Origin of the sequence: Pseudoalteromonas sp. S8-8, assembly GCF_000497875.1 — a bacterium.
GTDB classification, from domain to species: Bacteria; Pseudomonadota; Gammaproteobacteria; order Enterobacterales; family Alteromonadaceae; genus Pseudoalteromonas; species Pseudoalteromonas arctica.
Genome location: NZ_AUTR01000014.1, coordinates 1 through 21,561, shown reverse-complemented (window position 1 = coordinate 21,561; position 21,561 = coordinate 1). Strand labels below are relative to the sequence as shown.

Below are 21,561 nucleotides of genomic sequence, written 5' to 3'. Positions count from 1 at the left end.
AAAGACCCGTTTGGGTTGTATGGTTAAGTGACTAAGCGTACACGGTGGATGCCTTGGCAGTTGGAGGCGATGAAGGACGTATTAACTTGCGATAAGCTTAGTCAAGCTAGTAAAAAGCGCTTGAGACTAAGATTTCCGAATGGGGAAACCCACCTGCTTGCAGGTATCGTTAACTGAATACATAGGTTAACGAGGCGAACGCGGAGAACTGAAACATCTAAGTACCCGTAGGAAAAGAAATCAACCGAGATTCCGAAAGTAGCGGCGAGCGAAATCGGAACAGCCCTTAAGCTTATTATGTGTTAATGGAAGGCTGCTGGAAAGCGCCACGATACAGGGTGATAGTCCCGTACATGAAAAGACATTTTAAGTGAAATCGAGTAGGTCGGAGCACGTGAAACTTTGACTGAATATAGGTGGACCATCATCTAAGGCTAAATACTCCCAACTGACCGATAGTGAACCAGTACCGTGAGGGAAAGGCGAAAAGAACCCCTGTGAGGGGAGTGAAATAGAACCTGAAACCGTGTACGTACAAGCAGTAGGAGCCCACTTGTTGGGTGACTGCGTACCTTTTGTATAATGGGTCAGCGACTTATATTTTGTAGCGAGGTTAACCGAATAGGGTAGCCGTAGGGAAACCGAGTCTTAACTGGGCGAATAGTTGCAAGGTATAGACCCGAAACCCGGTGATCTAGCCATGGGCAGGTTGAAGGTTGAGTAACATCAACTGGAGGACCGAACCCACTAACGTTGAAAAGTTAGGGGATGACCTGTGGCTAGGAGTGAAAGGCTAATCAAACCGGGAGATAGCTGGTTCTCCCCGAAATCTATTTAGGTAGAGCCTCGGACGAATACTTACGGGGGTAGAGCACTGTTAAGGCTAGGGGGTCATCCCGACTTACCAACCCTTTGCAAACTCCGAATACCGTAAAGTAATATCCGGGAGACACACGGCGGGTGCTAACGTCCGTCGTGAAGAGGGAAACAACCCAGACCGCCAGCTAAGGTCCCAAAGTCATAGTTAAGTGGGAAACGATGTGGAAAGGCCCAGACAGCCAGGAGGTTGGCTTAGAAGCAGCCATCCTTTAAAGAAAGCGTAATAGCTCACTGGTCGAGTCGGTCTGCGCGGAAGATGTAACGGGGCTAAACTATGCACCGAAGCTGCGGATTCAGAATTTATTCTGAGTGGTAGGGGAGCGTTCTGTAAGCCGTTGAAGGTGTACCGGGAGGTATGCTGGAGGTATCAGAAGTGCGAATGCTGACATGAGTAACGATAATGGGAGTGAAAAACTCCCACGCCGGAAGACCAAGGGTTCCTATCCCATGTTAATCAGGGTAGGGTAAGTCGACCCCTAAGGCGAGGCCGAAAGGCGTAGTCGATGGGAAACAGATTAATATTTCTGTACTCGATATAATTGCGATGGGGGGACGGAGCAGGCTAAGCAAGCATAGCGTTGGTAGTCTATGTGAAAGTGAGTAGGGCGTTTGTTTAGGTAAATCCGGACAAACACTAAACCTGAGACACGAGACGAGTCACTACGGTGATGAAGTTGCTGATGCCATACTTCCAGGAAAAGCCTCTAAGCTTCAGATTATATGGAATCGTACCCCAAACCGACACAGGTGGTCAGGTAGAGAATACTAAGGCGCTTGAGAGAACTCGGGTGAAGGAACTAGGCAAAATCGTACCGTAACTTCGGGAGAAGGTACGCTCCTATCTGTGATGAGACTTGCTCTCTAAGCGGACGGGAGCCGCAGTGACCAGGTGGCTGGGACTGTTTATTAAAAACACAGCACTGTGCAAAATCGCAAGATGACGTATACGGTGTGACACCTGCCCGGTGCCGGAAGGTTAATTGATGGGGTTATCCTTAGGGAGAAGCTCTTGATCGAAGCCCCGGTAAACGGCGGCCGTAACTATAACGGTCCTAAGGTAGCGAAATTCCTTGTCGGGTAAGTTCCGACCTGCACGAATGGTGTAACCATGGCCACGCTGTCTCCACCCGAGACTCAGTGAAATTGAAATCGCAGTGAAGATGCTGTGTACCCGCGGCTAGACGGAAAGACCCCGTGAACCTTTACTACAGCTTGGCACTGAACATTGAACCTACATGTGTAGGATAGGTGGGAGACTTTGAAGCAGCGACGCTAGTTGTTGTGGAGTCAACCTTGAAATACCACCCTTGTAGTTTTGATGTTCTAACGTTGGCCCCTGAATCGGGGTTACGGACAGTGCCTGGTGGGTAGTTTGACTGGGGCGGTCTCCTCCTAAAGAGTAACGGAGGAGCACGAAGGTTGGCTAAGTACGGTCGGACATCGTACGGTTAGTGTAATGGTAGAAGCCAGCTTAACTGCGAGACAGACACGTCGAGCAGGTACGAAAGTAGGTCATAGTGATCCGGTGGTTCTGAATGGAAGGGCCATCGCTCAACGGATAAAAGGTACTCCGGGGATAACAGGCTGATACCGCCCAAGAGTTCATATCGACGGCGGTGTTTGGCACCTCGATGTCGGCTCATCACATCCTGGGGCTGAAGTCGGTCCCAAGGGTATGGCTGTTCGCCATTTAAAGTGGTACGCGAGCTGGGTTTAGAACGTCGTGAGACAGTTCGGTCCCTATCTGCCGTGGGCGTTTGAGAATTGAGAGGGGTTGCTCCTAGTACGAGAGGACCGGAGTGAACGAACCGCTGGTGTTCGGGTTGTCATGCCAATGGCATTGCCCGGTAGCTACGTTCGGAACTGATAAGCGCTGAAAGCATCTAAGCGCGAAGCAGGCCTCGAGATGAGTTCTCACTAGACTTTTAAAGTCTCTGAAGGGCCGTTGAAGACTACAACGTTGATAGGCAAGATGTGGAAGTGGTGTGAGCCATTAAGCTAACTTGTACTAATTACCCGTGAGGCTTAACCATACAACGCCAAACGCGTTTTATGCGACAGTTTAGACAGAAGTTAATATGACTAAAGTAGATATTACTTAGAAAGACTTAAAAAATATTATCAGATATTTTCCAAATTCAGTTAGTGCGTAGCGATACGGATTAACGCCCAAATTTGCTTGGTGACAATAGCGTTTTGGACCCACCTGACTCCATGCCGAACTCAGTAGTGAAACGAAACAGCGCCGATGATAGTGTAGCATTTGCTATGTGAAAGTAGGACATTACCAGGCTTCAAATTGTAGAAAGCCCGAATTTAACAATTCGGGCTTTTTTACGTCTGCAGAAAAGTGAAATGTGCGTAATTAATACACACTCACATCAACACCTAGCACGTAGGTCGGGCGAGCGCAGCGACTCCCAACGTTAAAATCACATCGAGAATAGCTACAGTTTTCTTATTTCACGAGCTGGGTTACCCGCTACTAAAGTATTAGGCATTACATTTTTAGTAACCACAGCACCCGCACCCACAATACTATTTTCACCAATACTCACACCCGCTAAAATAATTGCACCTGCGCCAACCCATACGTTATTGCCTAACGCGATAGGTGCTGCAAAGTTTTCCTTATTAAGCCTTTTTGCGGGATTAGTAGCATGTGACACAGCTAAAAGCTGAACGTTCGGGCCTATTAAGCAGTCATCACCAATGGTGATTGAATGATTGGCTAATGGCGAGTCGAGAAGTGTGCAATTAATATTCATAAAAGTACGATCACCAATAACTATTTGATTGCCGTAATCGCAATGAAAACCTGATTCTATAATTACACCATCACCCGACTTTAAAAATAACTCTTTGATACGTTTTAAGTTGCCTTTACTTGGGCTCTTATTAAATAAACGGCAGGTTTCACCTGCTTGCTTTCGCTGTGCTAAGTATTCTTTACTGATACTGTTAAATGACTGCATTGTACTTATCTTTATAACTTAATTAGTTATAGCTTACCGCACTTTTAGTTTTATTATTATTATTAGAATAAAACTGTGTTTTTTTTGCTCGTTCACTTGCCATTTAGGTTGTTTCGTTTAAAATCGCATAACTTTCGAAATGAAACTTAATTCACGAGCTTTATGACTAAACGAAACACACAGCAGCGTCGTCACAATATACTGGTTCAAGTTAATGAATTAGGTGAAGTAGCCGTTGAAAAGTTAGCACAGCAGTTTCAAACATCTGAAGTAACCATTCGAAAAGATTTAACCTCGCTTGAAAAAAGTGGCTTATTACTTCGCCGCTACGGTGGTGCTATTGCACTACCTAAAGAAATTGTTAGCGATGAAGTAGATTCAAAGCGCAAAGTAGCGATAGCAAAAGCAGCAGCAAAACTTATAAAAGATCATAACCGCATTATTATTGATAGCGGACGCACTACGGCAGCTATGATCCCTGAGCTTGCTGATAAGCGTGGGTTAGTTGTTATGACCAACGCAATTAAAGTAGCGAGTCGTTTATTAGCGCTCGAGAATGAGCCAACACTTTTGATGACCGGTGGAACATGGGATCCGCATTCTGAGTCGTTTCAGGGGCAAGTTGCCGAAAACGTATTATGCTCTTACGATTTTGATCAGCTATTTATTGGTGCGGATGGTATAGACGTAAAGCGCGGCACAACGACTTTTAATGAGTTAGTTGGTTTGAGCCAAGTAATGGCAAAAGCCGCTCGTGAAGTAATTGTAATGGTTGAATCAGATAAGATTGGCCGAAAAATACCAAATTTAGAATTACCGTGGAAAATAGTAACCACATTAATAACCGACAATGGCTTAGCAGACGAAAAACGCAAAGCAATTGAGGCGTGTGGTGTAAAACTAATTTGCGCAGAGATTATTGAATAGTAACTACAAAGTGAGTTACTAGAATTAAAAAATTAATGGAGACACTATGTGTGGAATAGTTGGGGCAGTTGCAGAACGTCCAGTAAACAAAATTTTAGTTGAAGGCCTTAAACGTCTTGAATACCGTGGTTATGACTCAGCAGGCGTAGCATTGCTTGATGGCAACACACTTAATACTGTTAAAGCAGTAGGTAAAGTAGTTAACGTAGAAGCAGCTCTAGAAAAAGCAGGCGTTAGCGGTCATACAGGTATTGCACATACGCGCTGGGCAACACATGGTAGCGTTACAGAAGCAAATGCACACCCACATGTATCAAACAACCAGTTAGCACTTGTGCACAACGGTATTATTGAAAACCACGCTAGCCTACGTACAGCACTTAAAGCAGATGGGTACGAATTCTTATCAGACACTGATACAGAAGTAATGGTGCATTTAATTCACCAACTTCGTAAACAACACACAACGTTACTTGCATCAGTACAAGCAGCTGTTAAACAGTTTGAAGGCGCTTTTGGTACTGTTGTATTTGATAAAGACAACGACAACGAAATCATTGTAGCACGCTCAGGTAGTCCTCTTGTTATTGGTTTAGGCCTTGGCGAAAACTTTATTGCGTCTGATCAGTTAGCATTACTACCTGTTACTCGTAGCTTCATCTTCTTAGAAGAAGGCGACGTAGCACGTATTACACGTGACACAGTAGAAATTTTTGATGCAGACGGTAACGCAGTTGAGCGTGAAGTGATTGAATCAAACATTACGCAAGATGCATCAGGCAAAGGCGATTACCGTCACTACATGCTAAAAGAAATTTACGAGCAGCCACTTGCTGTACGTAATACGCTTGAAGGGCGTTTAAACGACGACCGTGTAGCAATTGATGCCTTTGGCGAAAGCGCTCAGCAAATATTTAAAGATGTAAAACATGTGCAAATTATTGCCTGTGGTACGTCTTACCATTCAGGTATGGTTGCACGTTACTGGCTTGAGCAGTTTGCGGGTGTTAGCTGTAATGTAGAAATAGCTTCTGAATTTAGATACCGTCAGTCGTTTGTTCATGAAAATAGCTTACTTGTTACTATTTCTCAATCGGGTGAAACTGCCGATACGCTAGCTGCATTACGCCTAGCTAAAGAGCAAGGTTACATGGCCTCAATGACTATTTGTAACGTACCTGGTTCATCGCTTGTACGCGAATCAGACCTTGCCTTTATGACTAAAGCAGGCGCTGAAATAGGCGTGGCATCTACTAAAGCATTTACTACGCAGTTAGTTGGTTTGTTAATGCTTACTGCGTCTATAGCGCAGGAAAAAGGCCTTGATCAAAGCGCAATTGTAAATGCAATTAAAGTACTTCCAGCTAAGTTAGAAGAAACATTATTACTCGCTGATGGTATTGCAGATCTTGCAGAAGAGTTTGCTGATAAGCACCACTCATTGTTTTTAGGTCGTGGCTCGCAATACCCAATTGCAATGGAAGGTGCGCTTAAACTTAAAGAGATTTCGTACATTCACGCAGAAGCTTACGCAGCGGGCGAGCTAAAACACGGCCCATTAGCACTTATTGATGCCGACATGCCAATTATTGTTGTAGCACCAAATAACGAATTGCTAGAAAAACTTAAATCAAACGTAGAAGAAGTACGCGCACGTGGCGGCATTATTTACGTATTCGCAGATAAAGATTCACACTTTGAGTCAGACGACACAATGCGTGTAATCAACGTAAACCACACTGACGATATTATTGCGCCAATTGTTTACACCTTGCCATTGCAGCTACTGTCGTACTACGTAGCGGTAATTAAAGGCACTGACGTTGACCAACCACGTAACTTAGCTAAATCGGTTACGGTTGAGTAAAATCAATAGGTTGGTAATTACCTGTTAAAGATAAAAAGGCGCTCAATGCTGTCTCTTGATCACAAGTTTGACTCAAGAGATTTTGCTAAATCGTAGCCTTCCAGGATGGCTTGTAACTTAAGCCATCCTTGCCATAACACTTTCACAGATGCACGCCCTGTGCGCTTGGTATCTTTCCAGCCTCCTAACTTTGCCAGTTCCTGATACGCCCATGACATATTTGGAGCAGTTTCAGGCAATGGTGTTTTTATTCTCTTTAACCACAATAACTTCCATGCTTTGGGAGATAACAGTTGTTCACAACTTGGAGAATCAGGCTGCTCATTGGTGAACTTTAGTTGCAATATTCGCGTCGCAATAAAGCCATTAATCGTCACCAATCTTTCCATGTTATCTTGGCTTTGAAGGCGTAAACTTTCGATATCCGTGCCATCACTTTTCCAGACTTTATGGTATTCCTCTACAAGCCAACGGTGCTCATAGTAGGTGATGATAGCTAAGGCGTCTTCTTTGCTGGTGACTGGTTCACTGGTTAATAGGTGCCAGCTTAAGCCGTTCTCAGCGTTTCCTCTCTCTGCACAGCCGACATAGTAAACTGGGAGGGAGCGTCCTTTCTTATTGTAAGGCGCTTTGAGTGTCACTGGCGCATAGGTGATATCCAGTGTTGCGCTTCGGGCTTTTCTTCCTCCTTTTTGTGCAATGTGGATGTGTTTGGTGCCTGCACTCATCAGCTCGCTTGCAAACGCATAGAGCTTATCCTCACCTTCTTCAATATGACGACTTTGCATCGAGCGTACGACGAATCGTTGCTGCTCGGTCAGTTTATACTGCAAGTATTCGTAGATGTCCGCTTCGCGGTCACACACCGATATCACGTTCGCCATTTGTCCTTGCAGCCGCTCTGCCATCGCTCGTGACGCTGACTCCCACTTGTAACTTTCTTTTTCTTCGTAAGAAGTCGTCGCGTGTTTTTCTCTTTTTCCAATCGTGTTGATATCACGACTCCAGCGAGACTGTTCAATTAATCCCACAACTTGCTTTGTGTCTGGCGCAAACAGTAATACGCTATGAGCTAACAAGCCTCGTTGTTTTGCTCCTCGTCCGACATGACCCAAATCATCTCGAATGGAGGAATGTTTATAAATTAGTGTGGTCGTGTCTTCTAATGCGAGCAATAAGTTATGACTTTTTGCTTGTTCAACCGTGGCTTTAAAGCCTGACTCTGCTATAGCCGTTGCGTCAATATTCTCGTTGCGAATAAAGCGGTAGGCACCTTCCATATCGGCGGGGGATTGAGTGATGTTTACAAGTGGTTTTCCTGGTTCATTTGCAAGCGTTGATGCTAACTTTACCAGACGCGCTGTTCTTCTTGGATCACCTAAGTCCGATTTACCGAATTGTTGTTTTGCCCAATGAGTATGTTCGTTAATCATAATGTGCCCTCAAACAAGATTTGAAGATCTGATCATGACATTGAGATTTAGTTCAAAAAAATCCCCGCTAATTTCTTAGCAGGGATTTGTGTATAAGAGACAGCTCAATGCGCCTTTTTTTGTACCTCAAAGCCTGTTAGATTAAATAACACACTATTTTCTAAAGGATTAGCTATGCGTTTATTCACTGCTATTTTTATATGTAGCTTATTTATAGTTTCTAATAACACACCAGCTGAGCCTGATTTAAAACAGCAAACCATTAGCTATACGCAACAAACACATACTATCAATTCAGTAATTTTAAATGAGCTACGTACCGTTGTAGTTCAACTTCCAAAGAGTTACCAAGCTAATGCAGACAAAGTTTATCCTGTAATTTATCGCCTAGATGGCGCGGGTAATATACCGCTTATAAGTGTTGTAATGGATCGGCTGCAAAATAATAATCGTGCGCCTGAGGTTATTATTGTCGCTATTGAAAACACTAATCGCTTAAGAGATTTATACCCCACAGTTAATAAAGAGCCACAAGGCCCGGTAGGTGAAGGCGGAGGCGCAGCAAAGTTTTTAGCATTTATTGAGCAAGAGCTTATGTCCTTGATTAATAAAAGCTATCGTACGCACAACTTTAATGTGATTGCTGGAGGCTCAGCAGCAGGCGTGTTTGCACTTTATACTATGCAAGCTAACCCTGAGCTTTTCCAAGCGCATATTGCTTACAGCCCTGCCGTTTGGTGGAACTATGGCGCACCGGTAAAAGCGACTAAGTCGTTTATCAATAAATCAAAAGACCTGAATAACTATGTTTATATAAATATTGGCGAAGAAACTGGCTTAATGCGTGAGCGATATAATGAGCTGCAGTAAGCTTTACAATCTAATAGCTTGCCAAATTTACGCTTTTTCAGTGACGCATTTGAAAATGTATCGCATAACTTAACATCTGCCGCTGGGGCCTTTAATGCTTACCATCATTTATTTTTACCCAAACAAATGCCCATAAGTGATTTAACTGACGATGTAGCCTCTATTGATGCTTATTATCAAAACTTATCTCAACAATGGGGCGAGCAGATTGCGCCACCGGATCGCGCTGTTAGATCACTCGGTTATAACTTAACGGGCAGCAAGCAATTTGACCGTGCTATTGAAGTGTTTAAGTACAATATAAAAAATCACCCAAAATCAGTCGATGCGTTTTCAGCCTTATCTTATGGCTATGAAATGCAGGGTGATACTCGCCAAGCGCTTGAACAGATGGAGTCTGCTTTAGAGATTGCAGACGACTCATATCCTTATATAAATTACTTAAAAGAAACAAAAGCTAGGTTGCAAGCAGGACTGAGTAAGAGCTAATAATATTGTCAACTTAGTTGATGGATTCTTATTTAACGAACATTATTACGTTGCTTACTAAGGCTTTATCAATAGTTAGGTCGGTTGCAATTTATAGTTTATGTCAGTTTTGTTTAACTTATTTATATCTTCCTATAAACAACAGCTTATGTTTTTATCTTGATTTTTTTTGCCGTTTTTTTTCTTTTTTCAGTGCCGTATTATTTTTAGGCAGAGGTGATTTGGGTTATACTAAAACAAATCATTACGTAGGAGAATTAACCATGACTGCAACTGACCGTATTTATCAAAAAATAAAGCGTTCTCGCCGCTATGTGTTTGAACGTAAAGATTTCGACAATTATGCAAGCTACGATCAGGTTGGTCGTGTGTTAAAGCAATTAGTCGATAAAGGCATACTGATGAAAATTGGCTATGGTTTATATACTAAAGCAATGATTAATAGTCTTACTAACAGTCCGATGCCAACAAGCCCTGGCGGCACTGATGCGATCATGCGTGAAATTTTAAAGTTACGCGGTGTAGACTTTGAGATGGATGCGATGTCATTGAGGAGCATTAACGGTAAATCTACCCAAATACCTGCGTCCATCAAATACAGCTGGAACTCTAAGCAATTTAACCGAAATCTTAAAGTTGGCAATAGGGTATTGAGTTATCGTAAATGAGTATCCCAAAACTGACAAAACAGTTTATTGAGGCATCTGATGCATTGGATTTAGGTAATCCATCGATTCCAGAAAAAGCTTATTGGGTAACCTTTAATTCATTCAAGCACCTAGAATAAAAGGATTGTTCTAAACACATTAATTAAGCGCGGGATAAACCTAAGCCTATAAATATCACAAACCTGTTCGTAACTTGTAGCTCAAAACTTGCTGCTGTTACCTAAAAGACATTTAAATCACTAACCCCTACTTCATAAGCTCTAAATACGCTAAAATTGCAGGCTGTATTTTTCAACTTATCCAACCATGAAAAACCTACTTGATAGAGCCGCAGATGAATGCCCTTTTGGGGTTGGCCATTTTCGCTAATGCGGTGGTTGAAGAAAATAAGAGTGCGTAATTTTATTATTTGTAATTACAAAGGTAGTTCTACTAAGATTGCAATCAGAGGCTGTGGACCTGACATCTAAAGATCATAGTAAAATTTGAACACGATTGAGAAGTAGCAAAGCAGCTAATTCAATTAGGTTTTGAAAAAACTAGGAAAAACATGTTAACAGGCAAACTTAGTTTAACTGAATGTAACGGATAAAAAATGACTGAATTAATATCGGATGAAAAAGCGCCGAATGGTGAGTTTCTTTTTTTTACCTCTGAAGATGGTAAAGCAAGGGTTGAGTGCCGTTTTGAATCTGATACCTTGTGGTTAACACAAGCTTCAATTTCAGAGCTGTATCAAGTAACACCTCAGGCTATTACTCAGCATATTAAAGCTATTTTTGATGAAGGCGAACTTGAACAAAATTTAACTTGTAAGCATTACTTACAAGTTCAAATGGAAGGCGGTCGATCTGTGGAGCGCAACAAGCTGCACTATAACCTTGCTATGATTATTGCCATTGGTTACCGAGTTAGGTCAAATAGAGGTAACCAATTTAGACGCTGGGCCACGCAAACCTTGCAAGAGTACCTTATTAAAGGGTTTGCAATGGACGATGAAAGGTTAAAGAACCCAGCCGTTGATAACTCTTTAGTGCCAGACTATTTTGATGAAATGCTTGAACGCATTCGTGATATTCGCACCAGTGAACGTAGAGTGTATTTACGGGTGCGTGAGATATTTGCGATGGCTGCAGATTACGAGCCCAGCAATAAAGAAACAACACATTTTTTTCAAAGTATTCAAAACAAATTACACTATGCCACAACCGGTATGACCGCAGCTGAGCTTATTGTTACACGCGTAGATGCCGATAAACCCAATGCAGGATTAACCGTTTTTAAAGGTGATGAAGTACGTAAAGGCGATGTGACCATCGCTAAAAATTATTTGACCCAAGAAGAAGTTAGCGAGTTAAATAGAATTGTTACTATGTGGCTTGATTTTGCTGAAGATCAAGCACTACGTCGTAAGCAAGTGTTTTTAAATGATTGGGATGAAAAACTAGATAGCTTTCTTGAATTTAATGATCGAAATGTATTGCAAGGCAAAGGGCATATTTCGAAACAACAGGCAGATATTAAAGCTAAACAGGCTTATGAAAACTATGAAGCAAAGCGCCGAGCTTTAAAAGAAGAACAAGGGCTACAAGACAGTATCGCCGCGTTGCGCGCCATAACGAAAAAGCAATAGTAGCAATTAGCAGATACATTTCACTATTTCCAATCAAGGATGTCGAACTTTAACTTTTTATCGAAATGCTCTGAGTTACAAAGCACACTAAGTAGTAGAACTATGAAGGATAAAAGTACGTTTTGGGAATCTGATTTTTAATTTTCTTCATAAAAAAGTCGGCTGAGGCGAATGATTATTTAGGTATATGAGACCAATATATTTGCCTTAAAAAGTATTTCTCGTTAGCCTCGGTGCATTATTATTTTCTGTGATTTTTGTTATGAGTGAATACCAGTTATATCAATTTCAAGCCATTGATGCCCCTTTAACGCATCAACAAAAACAGCACATGCAAGGTTTATCTTCACGGGCGCAAGTTACCGCTTATAGCGCGCAATATCAATATCACTATAGTGACTTCCCCGAAGATATAAACACGGTGTTATTGTATGGTTTTGATTTGGCGCTGTATCAAGCCAATTGGGGAGCTGTGCAGCTATTAATTCGGTTACCCGCAGGGTTAGTGGATGTAGATAAATTACGGGTATTTAGCATTACTGATTTGATTAGTGTGTACGAAGAGCCAGATTCAATTGTGCTTGATATTAGTTTTGATGAAGAAGGTGGTCGTTGGATTGAAGGTAGGTGTGAGCTGGCTGAAATAGCAGACATCCGTGCCATGATACTTAATGGTGATTATCGACCATTGTATTTAATGTGGCTAAAAGTAGTGCAATGGGAAAGTGATGTTGCTGCCGCTAGCATGATGATACCTGCTGGTTTTAACTCTCTTGAACCATCGTTGCAAGCATTAGCTGAGTTATTTGAATTAGAGAGAGACTTGATTACTGCTGTTGCTAAATGTAGCCCTGAGCTTTCAGGTGTGCCTAAGTTAATGACCTTGGGTAGTTTATCAGCACAAGAGTGCACCGACTGGTTGCAACGATTGTTGGATGCAGAACCATTGTTAGTGGAAAAACTCACCCAGCGTTTGACGCTCAATACCGATGAAGTTGCATCTTCTGATCCCGTAACAGTGAGTTCTTTATTAAAGCAAGCGGAGCAAATAAAATCGCAGCGTGTAGCAGCGATAGCTGAAGCTAAGCAGCAAGAGCGCTTGGCATACCTTACATCTCTTATACCTAAACAAACGCAGCTTTGGCAAACGGTGCTGGAGTTGATAGAGCAAAAGCAAGCCAAGCCCTATGACCAAGCGATTATGATATTAGTCGATTTGTCTGAGTTAGCTCAAATGCAGCATCACAGTGCTGAATTTAAAGTGAAAACAAATGAGTTGCTGGCACGTTATTCAAACCGTTCAGCACTAAAGAGTAGATTTAAATCAGCCCAATTACTTTAATTTTTATCCCCTAATTTTGTAAGGAAATAGTTAATTTAGATATTGTAACTTCAAAGATCATTATTACGGTGCTTAATAACGTTTTGTAAATAATTAGGTCGATTGCAATTATAAATTCATGTCTGTATTAGAGGATGTATTTATAATTCTTTTAAACATGAAGTTATGTGTATGTCATTGATGGTTTTTGTCGTGTTTTTTATTTTATTTATGCCGTATTATTTTTAAACAGTGTTTGATTCAAGCTATATTAAAAAATCATAACGTAGGAGAATTAGCCATGACTGCAACTGACCGTATTTATCAAAAAATAAAGCGTTCTCGCCGCTATGTGTTTGAACGTAAAGATTTTGACAATTATGCAAGTTATGATCAAGTTGGTCGTGTGTTCAAGCAATTAGTCGATAAAGATATTTAAATCACTAACCCCTACTTAATAAGCGCCAAATACGCTAAAATTACAGGCTACTTTTTTAGCAATAAGCCCACAATTTTATGACCTCAGCCACAAGCCCTAGCACTTTTTCCGAACTTGGCCTTATTCCAGAGCTATTAGCTCGATTAACCGATTTGGAATATACCCAGCCAACACCTATTCAAGCTAAGGCTATACCTAGCGTGCTTGCGGGTAGTGACCTAATTGCAGGGGCAAATACTGGCTCGGGTAAAACAGCAACGTTTGCATTACCTATGTTGCAAAAAGCTTTCCTTGAGCAGGGCGCTAAAAATACTGCCAGCAAAGGTAATTTTGTAACGGGGCTTATTTTAGTACCGACGCGTGAGCTTGCTACGCAAGTGGCCGATAGCGTTAAATCGTATTCTGCTAACTTTAATGGTGCAATTAAAACGGTGGCCGTGTTTGGTGGTGTGTCGGTTAATACACAAATGCAGGCACTGCGCGGCGGCGCCGATGTTATTGTGGCAACACCTGGTCGCTTACTTGATTTAATCTCAAGCAATGCGATTAAGCTCGATAATGTAACTACGCTTGTGCTTGATGAAGCCGACCGTATGCTAAGCCTTGGCTTTACCGAAGAGCTGGCTGACCTTTTAGCGTTAATGCCTGCTAAAAAACAAACCATGTTGTTTTCAGCAACTTTCCCTGAGCAAGTTAAGCTATTAACGCAAGAGATTTTAAACGACCCAGTTGAAATACAAGTACAAAACAAAGATGAAAGCACCTTAGTACAGCGTGTTTTTACCGTAAACAAAGGTGAAAAAACCACAGTTTTAGCACATTTAATTAAAACGCATAAATGGCGCCAAGCGCTGATTTTTGTGAACGCTAAAAAAGACTGTGAGCATTTAGCGGCTAAGCTTGAAAAACGCGGTGTTAATGCACAAGTTTTCCATGGCGATAAAGGCCAAAGTGAGCGAACTCGTGTAATAGAAAAATTTAAAGCGGGCGAAATCGAAGTACTTATCGCAACCGATATTGCTGCACGTGGTTTGGATATTGAAAAGCTGCCAGTGGTAATAAACTTTAATCTACCACGCAGTCCTGCTGATTACATGCATCGTATTGGCCGAAGCGGCCGTGCTGGTGAAGTAGGCTTAGCACTTTCATTGGTTGATTATGAAGACTTGCATCACTTTAAAGTAATCGAGAAGAAAAACAAACTACGTCTTGAACGTGAAGAAGTAACCGGTTTTGCTGTAAACCAAGCTAATCTTGATGCAGCTGATGCGCTTAAAAATGAAAAGCCAATGGCAAAACCAGAAGGCACAGGCAAGAAAAAGAAAAAAAATAAAGCCGATGATGTAGATGATGTATGGAGTGGCTGGCGCCGTAAGTAACAATAGAGCTAAATAAATAGCTGTAAAAACCCGTAATTAGTAAACCTAATTACGGGTTTTTTGTTTTGTGGCTTTAACTTAAAGCGTTAGTTTTAAATTAATGGTCGTGATCTTCATCTTCTGTTTCTTGTGCAATCCCTAACCAGGTAATGCTTGCAGGTGGAAAAGTTAACTCTAGCTCACTTTCAATTTCTAGGTCTTCTAGGTGCACTTGCACTATGTGTTGAGTAATTGGGTCGGCAATATAAGCAAACTGACCACTTTGCGCCACTGTCATACTAAAGCTCATTCCTTCGGGCATTTTGGTTACGTCTGCTTGAGTAATATCTACTTGGCCTGCAAGCTCCCAGTGCATTTCACCGTCATGTTCATGCCCAGTAAGTACATTTAAAAAGCCTAGGCTGTCGAGTATTAAAAAGTGTTCACCACTGGCTGAAAAAGAATAAGAAACAGCACTTGCGCCATCAGCAAGTTGCCATTCTACTTCTTCCATTTCGGCATTTTCAGAATGAATACTCAGTAATACTGAGCCACTGCCATCATGCCCTGCGGCAATACCAAAAATTGTGTCGTTGTTTTTATGGCCGTACAAAGTACCAATGCGCTGATCGCCTACGGCATCTATATTTACAACTTTTTGAGCGCTGTATACATCACCTTGCTGATGGGCAATCAATACACCATCGCCACAACCAAATACAACATAATCGTGATTTTGTGCTGCGCCGTGTAAATCGGGGCAGGTTATTTCTAACGTTTGCTCTAGTTCGTAATTACCATCGTGAAGATGATAAACACCCACTTGATCGGGAAGTACTTTGGCATTAGATGTATTACTTGCATCGTCGCGGCGAATGGTTGAGAGTAAATGCTCGCCGCGAGGCTCAGCTACACCATGCATGTTAATGTCGTAGTTAATGCCCGTTAGTTTAGCTGTTGTATTGGTAATATCGTTATCGGTTAGCACTTCTACTGAGGCAGGCGTACCGGTTTCTGCATCGCCATCGTAAAATATTGCTAATTGGCCGTCGTGAGTTATTAAGTGTGTAGGGCGACTACCACTTGTTAGCTCGTAGCTGCTAAACGCAGGGCCTTGCTCATAATCATGCAAGTGCTCTGCGTGATCTTCGCGCCACATACCGCCGTCTATAAACCCTAGGTAATCTTGAGTACGATTAGCAATAACAGCATAACGAAAGCCTGGTGATGCAGATAACGTGTTTGAGTCATTGTTTAGTGTAAATGTATCAAGTAATTCGTTGTTGTCTAAATCAAAAAAGTTAGCTTCGTTACTGTCACCTGCCAGAACGGCAAGTCTGCCAAGTGAGTCTATGGTATAGCCGTCGTCATGGTCGTGATCATCATCATCATCATCATCATCATCATGCTCGTGCTCGTCTTCTACAACAATAGGATCTTTTTCCACAATGTTGGTTTGGGCATCGCCACAGGCCGTAATAAATATAGCGCTAATAGCGAGTGTAATAAGCTTTAATTGATATAGTTTTTTCATGTTTATTTCCTTTAATTATAATTTTTTAACGCTTAAAAATAACCGCGAATACCTAGCGCAAAACTACGTCCTGGACGTGGCGCTATATCCTTTACAAACGAGCTGTGCACGCGTGCTTCTGTATCTGTTAAGTTAGTGCCTCGTAGGTACACAGACATATCTTGGTTTAACACTGAAAGGTCGTAAGAGATGCTCGCATCAACTAAGGTGTAACCGTCTGTGGCTGTTTCTTGTGGGGCTGTGCGGTCTTGCTTTTGATAGCGAGTTACATGAATATGCGCACTGAGTTTATCTGTTTGATAGCTTAGCTCGCTGCCAAAACGAAGCGGTGGTGTACGGGGTAAGTCGCCGCCGTCTTTAAGGCGTGCACGAACGTAGTCAGAGAATACATCTAGCTTAAACTCATCTGTTAATTGCCACGCAATTTGCGCTTCAAAGCCGTGTAAAACTACATCATCTGTTTTAAATAAATAAACGGGTAGCTCTGATGAATGGTCGTGCTCGTCAACGCCTTCTTCATCGCCATGGTCGTGTCCACTTTCGGCGTATAAACCGGTGTCTATTTGGTAATAGTAGTTATCTACTTGGTTGTAAAAGGCATTTAAAATAAAGCCAACATCGCCTTGAGTTTTACGTAGGGTTAAATCGATATTATTGGCTGTTTCCAGATCTATTGCTTGTTCAGATAAACCCAAATGGCCATCTTCATCTAAATCAAATAGTGCGCCTACTTCGTAAGTGCCAGTACCAATATGCGGCCCAAACGATAACAACTCAGAGGCAGAAGGTGCACGTTCAGAGCGCGATACCGAAAGCCCTAAGTTATAGTTAGGTGTAAAATCCCATACTACCCCTGCCGATAAACTGACTGGCGTAAATTCATGCTCTACATCAAATACGCGAGTGGTTTCTGCGCTTTCTTCGTGGTCATGATCATGCTCGTCGGCTTCTTCTGCTTCATCGTGTGCGTGAGCGTCAATATTTGGCAGTAATACGTCGCCTGCTTCAATTGTTACTCGCTCAATACGCCCACCTACCTGCACTAAAAAATCACCAAAGTGGCTTTCTTCCATTAACGCTACAGCAAAGCTTTCGGTCTCTGATGGAGGAGTAAAGGCCTCTTCACCTTGTGCTTCAACATCGCTTTGCTTGTAATGAAAGCTAATACCGCCATTCCATTCGTTAAATTGGTTATGCAGTAGGTCTATGCGTAATTCGTTGGTTTCGTTTTTAAAGGTAGTGCCAACAACTCCGCTCTCAATTTCAGCGTGTTCGTAGTCGGTATGGCCAGCGCGGAGATTTATTTTGTTTAGCCATTTATTATCTAGGTTGTACTCACCTAATAACTGCACTTTAGTTTGCTCTAAATCAGCAAATACGCTTTCTTCTTCGTCGTTGTGTTCTTCCTCTTCTTCCTCGCCGTGCGTATGACCAGGAATACCGTATTGACGATTAAATTGCTCTACTGCTAAGCCAATAAAGCCGTTATCCATTAAATAGCTAGCGCCAACAGTAAAACCGTCAGACTCTTCATTACTGTTTTCAACTTTGTAATCGCTACTATGGCCTTCACCGTCGCTATCTATATCGGCAGCTACAGGTACCCCGTAGTCATCGGCCTCACGCCAAAATGCATCGGCATAAAAAGCCATAGAGTCTGTACCTGTGGTGGCATTAAACGAGGCCACTTTTTGGTTATCTACCGAGTTATGTTCTAGGTTCCATTCACCACGCGTGGTGCTGTCGGTGGGTACGCGGTTATCTACTACATTAACCACACCACCAATTGCGCCACTGCCATAAAACAGCGTTGCAGGGCCGCGTAATACTTCAATTTGCTGTGCGGTAGACGCCTCCGATGCAACAGAGTGATCGGGGCCAACGCGCGAAACATCACTTACATCAAGGCCATTTTGAGTAATAAGTACGCGAGGGCCGCTTAAACCACGAATAATAGGTGTGCTGGCTACTTTACCGTGAAAATTTGTATTAACGCCTGGGAGTTTTTCAAGGCTGTCGCCAAGGGTTGCAGCTTGTTGTCGTCTTAGTTGTTCGCCAGATAAAACACTAACAGGCGATGCAGATTCCATTGCCGACATATGAATAGGGGTCGCTTCAATATCAATAACTTCAATAGGCGAGCGCTTTAAATTAAAAGTAACCGATTGGTTTTCATCATTAGTTATTGTTATATCGCGATGAAGATGCGCATAACCAGGGGCTACAACGTGAAGCTCTTTTAAGCCATTTTTTAGCTCGGTTATAAAAAATTTACCGTTTTCATCGGTGGTTACTTTAAGGTCTGAGCCTTCAACTTCTACCGTTGCATTACTAACTGCTTTACCTTTGTTGTTTAAAACAACGCCTTCTATTGTGGATGCAAGCACACTAGCCGGCAATAAAGCTGCTATGAGAACAGCTAATTGCGATCTACGTTTCATTTGACTACCTTGTTAGATGTTATATTATATCAATTATGGGGTAATGTTATAATATATCAATAGTAATTAACTGATGTTATTAAAATGTCTCATTAAAAGTAACGTTTTTGAGTGGAGACACTGATTTAGTAGAGGAAATAATGAAGTCGAGTCAAAGTGTTATGGATCGTATGGCAATTGGGTTATCGGTAATGTGCACAGTGCATTGTTTTGCAACCCCGGTTATTTTAGCGTTATTGCCAAGTTTTGCTGTACTGCAAATAGATAGTGAGCAATTTCATTTATGGATTCTTGCGGCGGTAATGCCAACCAGTTTGTTGGCATTGAGTTTAGGCTGTAAAAAACATAAACGTACACGTTATATGGTGTCTGGTGTAACAGGCTTAGCTTTTATGATATTTGCCGTATTGCTAGGCCATGAAGTGGTCGAAAAAGCGCTAACCTTAATAGGCTCAGCGTTTATTGCTGTAGCCCATTGGTTTAATTATCAGCAATGTCTTAAACAGAATGACGACAACTGCCCGTGTTCAGGCATTGAGCCAGATCAAGTGGTTTAATGCTATAAGTGCTGGTGGTTTAAACGAAAGCTATACTGGCACTTTATCTTTTATTTAAACTTTGTTTTTTTGGATAGCTTAAATATTCGCTAAAAGTACTTTAAAGTAGGTACTTAATTTATTTTTAGCTTAGGTTAACCAATACAGTGCCTCTTATTTTAAAATCTCTTTTGCTTTTAAGCGCCTTAATGTGTTTTAAATTCCCCTTATTCAATACCCCGAAGTAACGTGGTTGAGCTCATTGAGCCCGTTAGCGAGCGGGCGTATCCTGTGTATATTCAGCTTCCTAAATCATACCAAAAGCAGCCTAATAAAACGTATCCAGTTATTTATGTAACCGATGCACCGTATACCTTTCCCATCATTGCTGGGGCTACACGATTCCCTATGAATAGTGGCAAAATGCAACAGGCTATTATTGTAGCAATTGGCTATGAAAAAGGGTCCGCTGGCTCTAACAGCCGAATTAGAGATTACACGCCTACCTTTGCAAAAGATTGGAAAAAGCAAACAGGTAATGCCAAAGGGCATATTCAGTTTTTACAAAGTACAGTTTTCCCTTTTATTGAAAAAAACTATCGGGCCAGTAACTTACAAAGAACCTACATGGGGCATTCGTTAGGCGGTTTATTTGGCGCGACTATTTTATTAACGACACCCGATTTATTTAGCAATTATATTATTGGCAGCCCATCGGTTTGGTTTGATAACAATGCACTATTAGCGTTAAAAGTGAATAAGCCAAAATTGCCTATAAGGGTATATATATCAGTTGGATCTATGGAAACGCCAGCTTTCGGCGAAGGGCAAAATATGGTTGAAGGTGCTAAGCAGCTAACGCAAAAAATTAATGCGCTTAAAAGTGACAATATAGAATTAAAAAGTGTTGTTATTGACGGCGCTAATCATGCAACCGCATTTCCAACAACAGCAATCCAAGGCTTAGATTGGGTGCTAGGGCCTGTTGACCTTTCAGGATTAAAATTTGTTCAATCTAGGGGCGATTTAATCGCGACGTGAGGTTTGTAACCTAGTGGGCTAAGTAAAAACCGAGCAACAAAGAGTAAATTGCCCCTAGGCAGAACCCAAGGGCAGCGCATGTTTGGCATTTATGCTGCGTTATCGCCTATTTATGGGGAATAACCACACTACATAGGCTCTGCCTTGCCTAAATACCAAACATACTGCTGCAAATTTAACCTCGAAAGATAAACAGGCCCTAGGTAAAGCGAAAATTAATATAATTAAATGATTTTTAACAAGCACAAAAAAAGCGACTACCCAATATGGTGTCGCTTTTTTAGTAAGTAGTATTAGCTTATTTATAAAAGGCTTCAACAGTGCCTTTTCTTGTAAGTAAAAGTGGTTGTCCGCGACGATCAAGGCCTTTTGGAGATGCAAATTTTATCCAACCTTCGCTGATGCAGTATTCTTCAACATCAAAACGCTCTTTGCCGTTGAACGTGATACCAATATCGTGTTCAAAAACTTCTTCCACATGATGTGGGCTACGTGGATTAATAGAAAGGCGATCTGGTAAAGCAGGTTTTGCGGTAGTGTCGTTCATGGTCATATTCTATATTGAATGAAGTATGCGCTATTGTAGGCAATACAAAGCTTTCGCTCAAGAGAGATAGTAGTAAATGTGTTTAAAAATGTACTAATTAATGAGTTGTGTATACAAATGAGATTGCGCTTGGAAAATATTTACAGAGGAGGTTTTGAAGATATTCGACTAAATAATTATAAAGGTAAATATATTAATGGGTTATTGCTAACCCATTAAATTGTGTAGCAATTAGATGCTAACAATGTTCTCGGCTTGTGGACCTTTTTGACCTTGAGTAACAGTAAACTGTACTCGTTGGCCTTCAGCTAAAGTTTTAAAACCGTCGCCAGAGATTGCGCTAAAATGTGCGAACACGTCTGCGCCAGATTCTTGCTCGATAAAACCAAAACCTTTTGCTTCGTTAAACCATTTTACTGAACCAGTAGTTGTAGTAGACATAATATGTATCCTAAAAAATTAATATAAGTGTGCCTGAAAAGAGGCGATTGAGCCGGAAAAAATAGTTAACTTGAGGATATCGCGTAGGATTATTACTAAAACAACGGGGTACTAACAAATAAAACAAAACTTCTTTCAAACTAGTATTCAAAATGGGTTATT

15 protein-coding genes, 2 rRNA genes and 2 pseudogenes are annotated in these 21,561 nt (G+C 41.6%); 13 read left to right on the top strand and 6 right to left on the bottom strand.

Translation table 11 applies throughout. The features are described 5' to 3' along the window. Nucleotides 1-21: 21 nt before the first annotated feature. Nucleotides 22-2,912 (top strand): 23S ribosomal RNA (locus tag L659_RS0103930). A gap of 145 nt (nt 2,913-3,057) precedes the next feature. Continuing rightward, nucleotides 3,058-3,172: ribosomal RNA gene (gene rrf / locus L659_RS0103925) — 5S ribosomal RNA — on the top strand. Nucleotides 3,173-3,326: 154 nt separating this feature from the next. Here rrf and L659_RS0103920 read toward each other — a convergent pair. Then, nucleotides 3,327-3,854, bottom strand: coding sequence for a sugar O-acetyltransferase (locus L659_RS0103920; protein WP_024589676.1), 528 nt, complete (start codon nt 3,852-3,854; stop codon nt 3,327-3,329). 162 nt (nt 3,855-4,016) lie between these two features. Between L659_RS0103920 and L659_RS0103915 the strand changes: the two genes are divergently transcribed. Beyond that, the gene (locus tag L659_RS0103915; protein ID WP_024589675.1) at nt 4,017-4,781 is read left to right on the top strand and encodes a DeoR/GlpR family DNA-binding transcription regulator; all 765 of its coding nucleotides are present in this window, start codon (nt 4,017-4,019) and stop codon (nt 4,779-4,781) included. Nucleotides 4,782-4,827: 46 nt separating this feature from the next. Beyond that, nucleotides 4,828-6,648, top strand: a complete 1,821-nt coding sequence (glmS, locus tag L659_RS0103910) for a glutamine--fructose-6-phosphate transaminase (isomerizing) (protein ID WP_007580413.1) — start codon at nt 4,828-4,830, stop codon at nt 6,646-6,648. A 59-nt stretch (nt 6,649-6,707) separates the two neighbouring features. Here the strand turns inward: glmS and L659_RS0103905 are convergent, their stop codons facing one another. After that, on the bottom strand, nt 6,708-8,081 hold the full coding sequence (locus L659_RS0103905) for an IS4 family transposase (RefSeq protein WP_024589674.1): 1,374 nt from the start codon (nt 8,079-8,081) through the stop codon (nt 6,708-6,710). Between the two features lie 174 nt (nt 8,082-8,255). On the opposite strand from L659_RS0103905, the pseudogene L659_RS01000000122910 reads away from it, so the two are divergent. From L659_RS01000000122910 to L659_RS0103870, 7 genes and pseudogenes are all read left to right on the top strand, one after another. Then, nucleotides 8,256-9,440 (top strand): annotated as a pseudogene (locus L659_RS01000000122910) (alpha/beta hydrolase-fold protein). Between the two features lie 263 nt (nt 9,441-9,703). Then, nucleotides 9,704-10,108 carry a DUF6088 family protein gene (locus L659_RS0103895; RefSeq protein WP_024589673.1) on the top strand — a complete coding sequence of 135 codons (405 nt, stop codon included), beginning with the start codon at nt 9,704-9,706 and terminating at the stop codon, nt 10,106-10,108. Beyond that, entirely contained in the window at nt 10,105-10,227 is a 123-nt protein-coding gene (locus L659_RS1000000124025) for a hypothetical protein (protein ID WP_269208787.1), read from the top strand. Before L659_RS0103895 ends, L659_RS1000000124025 begins: the two co-directional genes overlap by 4 nt. Nucleotides 10,228-10,703: 476 nt before the next feature. Beyond that, on the top strand, nt 10,704-11,741 hold the full coding sequence (locus L659_RS0103885) for a virulence RhuM family protein (protein ID WP_196812459.1): 1,038 nt from the start codon (nt 10,704-10,706) through the stop codon (nt 11,739-11,741). Nucleotides 11,742-12,003: 262 nt separating this feature from the next. Then, nucleotides 12,004-13,083, top strand: a complete 1,080-nt coding sequence (locus L659_RS0103880) for a hypothetical protein (protein WP_024589671.1) — start codon at nt 12,004-12,006, stop codon at nt 13,081-13,083. A gap of 280 nt (nt 13,084-13,363) precedes the next feature. Next, a complete protein-coding gene (locus L659_RS01000000122905) occupies nt 13,364-13,501 on the top strand; it encodes a hypothetical protein (protein WP_231388427.1) in 138 nt (45 codons plus the stop codon). Nucleotides 13,502-13,578: 77 nt separating this feature from the next. After that, nucleotides 13,579-14,880, top strand: a complete 1,302-nt coding sequence (locus tag L659_RS0103870) for a DEAD/DEAH box helicase (protein ID WP_024589670.1) — start codon at nt 13,579-13,581, stop codon at nt 14,878-14,880. Between the two features lie 97 nt (nt 14,881-14,977). Here the strand turns inward: L659_RS0103870 and L659_RS0103865 are convergent, their stop codons facing one another. Both L659_RS0103865 and L659_RS0103860 read right to left on the bottom strand, forming a co-directional pair. Next, complete coding sequence (locus L659_RS0103865; protein ID WP_024589669.1) at nt 14,978-16,393, bottom strand: hypothetical protein; 1,416 nt, start codon at nt 16,391-16,393, stop codon at nt 14,978-14,980. A 32-nt stretch (nt 16,394-16,425) separates the two neighbouring features. Beyond that, nucleotides 16,426-18,834: a TonB-dependent receptor gene (locus L659_RS0103860; protein WP_024589668.1), complete on the bottom strand. Its 2,409-nt coding sequence runs from the start codon at nt 18,832-18,834 to the stop codon at nt 16,426-16,428. A gap of 140 nt (nt 18,835-18,974) precedes the next feature. Here L659_RS0103860 and L659_RS0103855 point away from each other — a divergent pair, with 140 nt between their 5' ends. Further along, a complete protein-coding gene (locus L659_RS0103855) occupies nt 18,975-19,391 on the top strand; it encodes a MerC domain-containing protein (protein ID WP_024589667.1) in 417 nt (138 codons plus the stop codon). A 188-nt stretch (nt 19,392-19,579) separates the two neighbouring features. Continuing rightward, a pseudogene (locus L659_RS01000000122900) lies at nt 19,580-20,411 on the top strand (alpha/beta hydrolase). 298 nt (nt 20,412-20,709) lie between these two features. On the opposite strand, the gene L659_RS0103845 reads toward L659_RS01000000122900, so the two are convergent. After that, nucleotides 20,710-20,958 carry a DUF3297 family protein gene (locus L659_RS0103845; protein WP_002963088.1) on the bottom strand — a complete coding sequence of 83 codons (249 nt, stop codon included), beginning with the start codon at nt 20,956-20,958 and terminating at the stop codon, nt 20,710-20,712. A gap of 231 nt (nt 20,959-21,189) precedes the next feature. Further along, nucleotides 21,190-21,399, bottom strand: a complete 210-nt coding sequence (locus L659_RS0103840) for a cold-shock protein (RefSeq protein WP_010554515.1) — start codon at nt 21,397-21,399, stop codon at nt 21,190-21,192. Nucleotides 21,400-21,561: the final 162 nt, after the last annotated feature.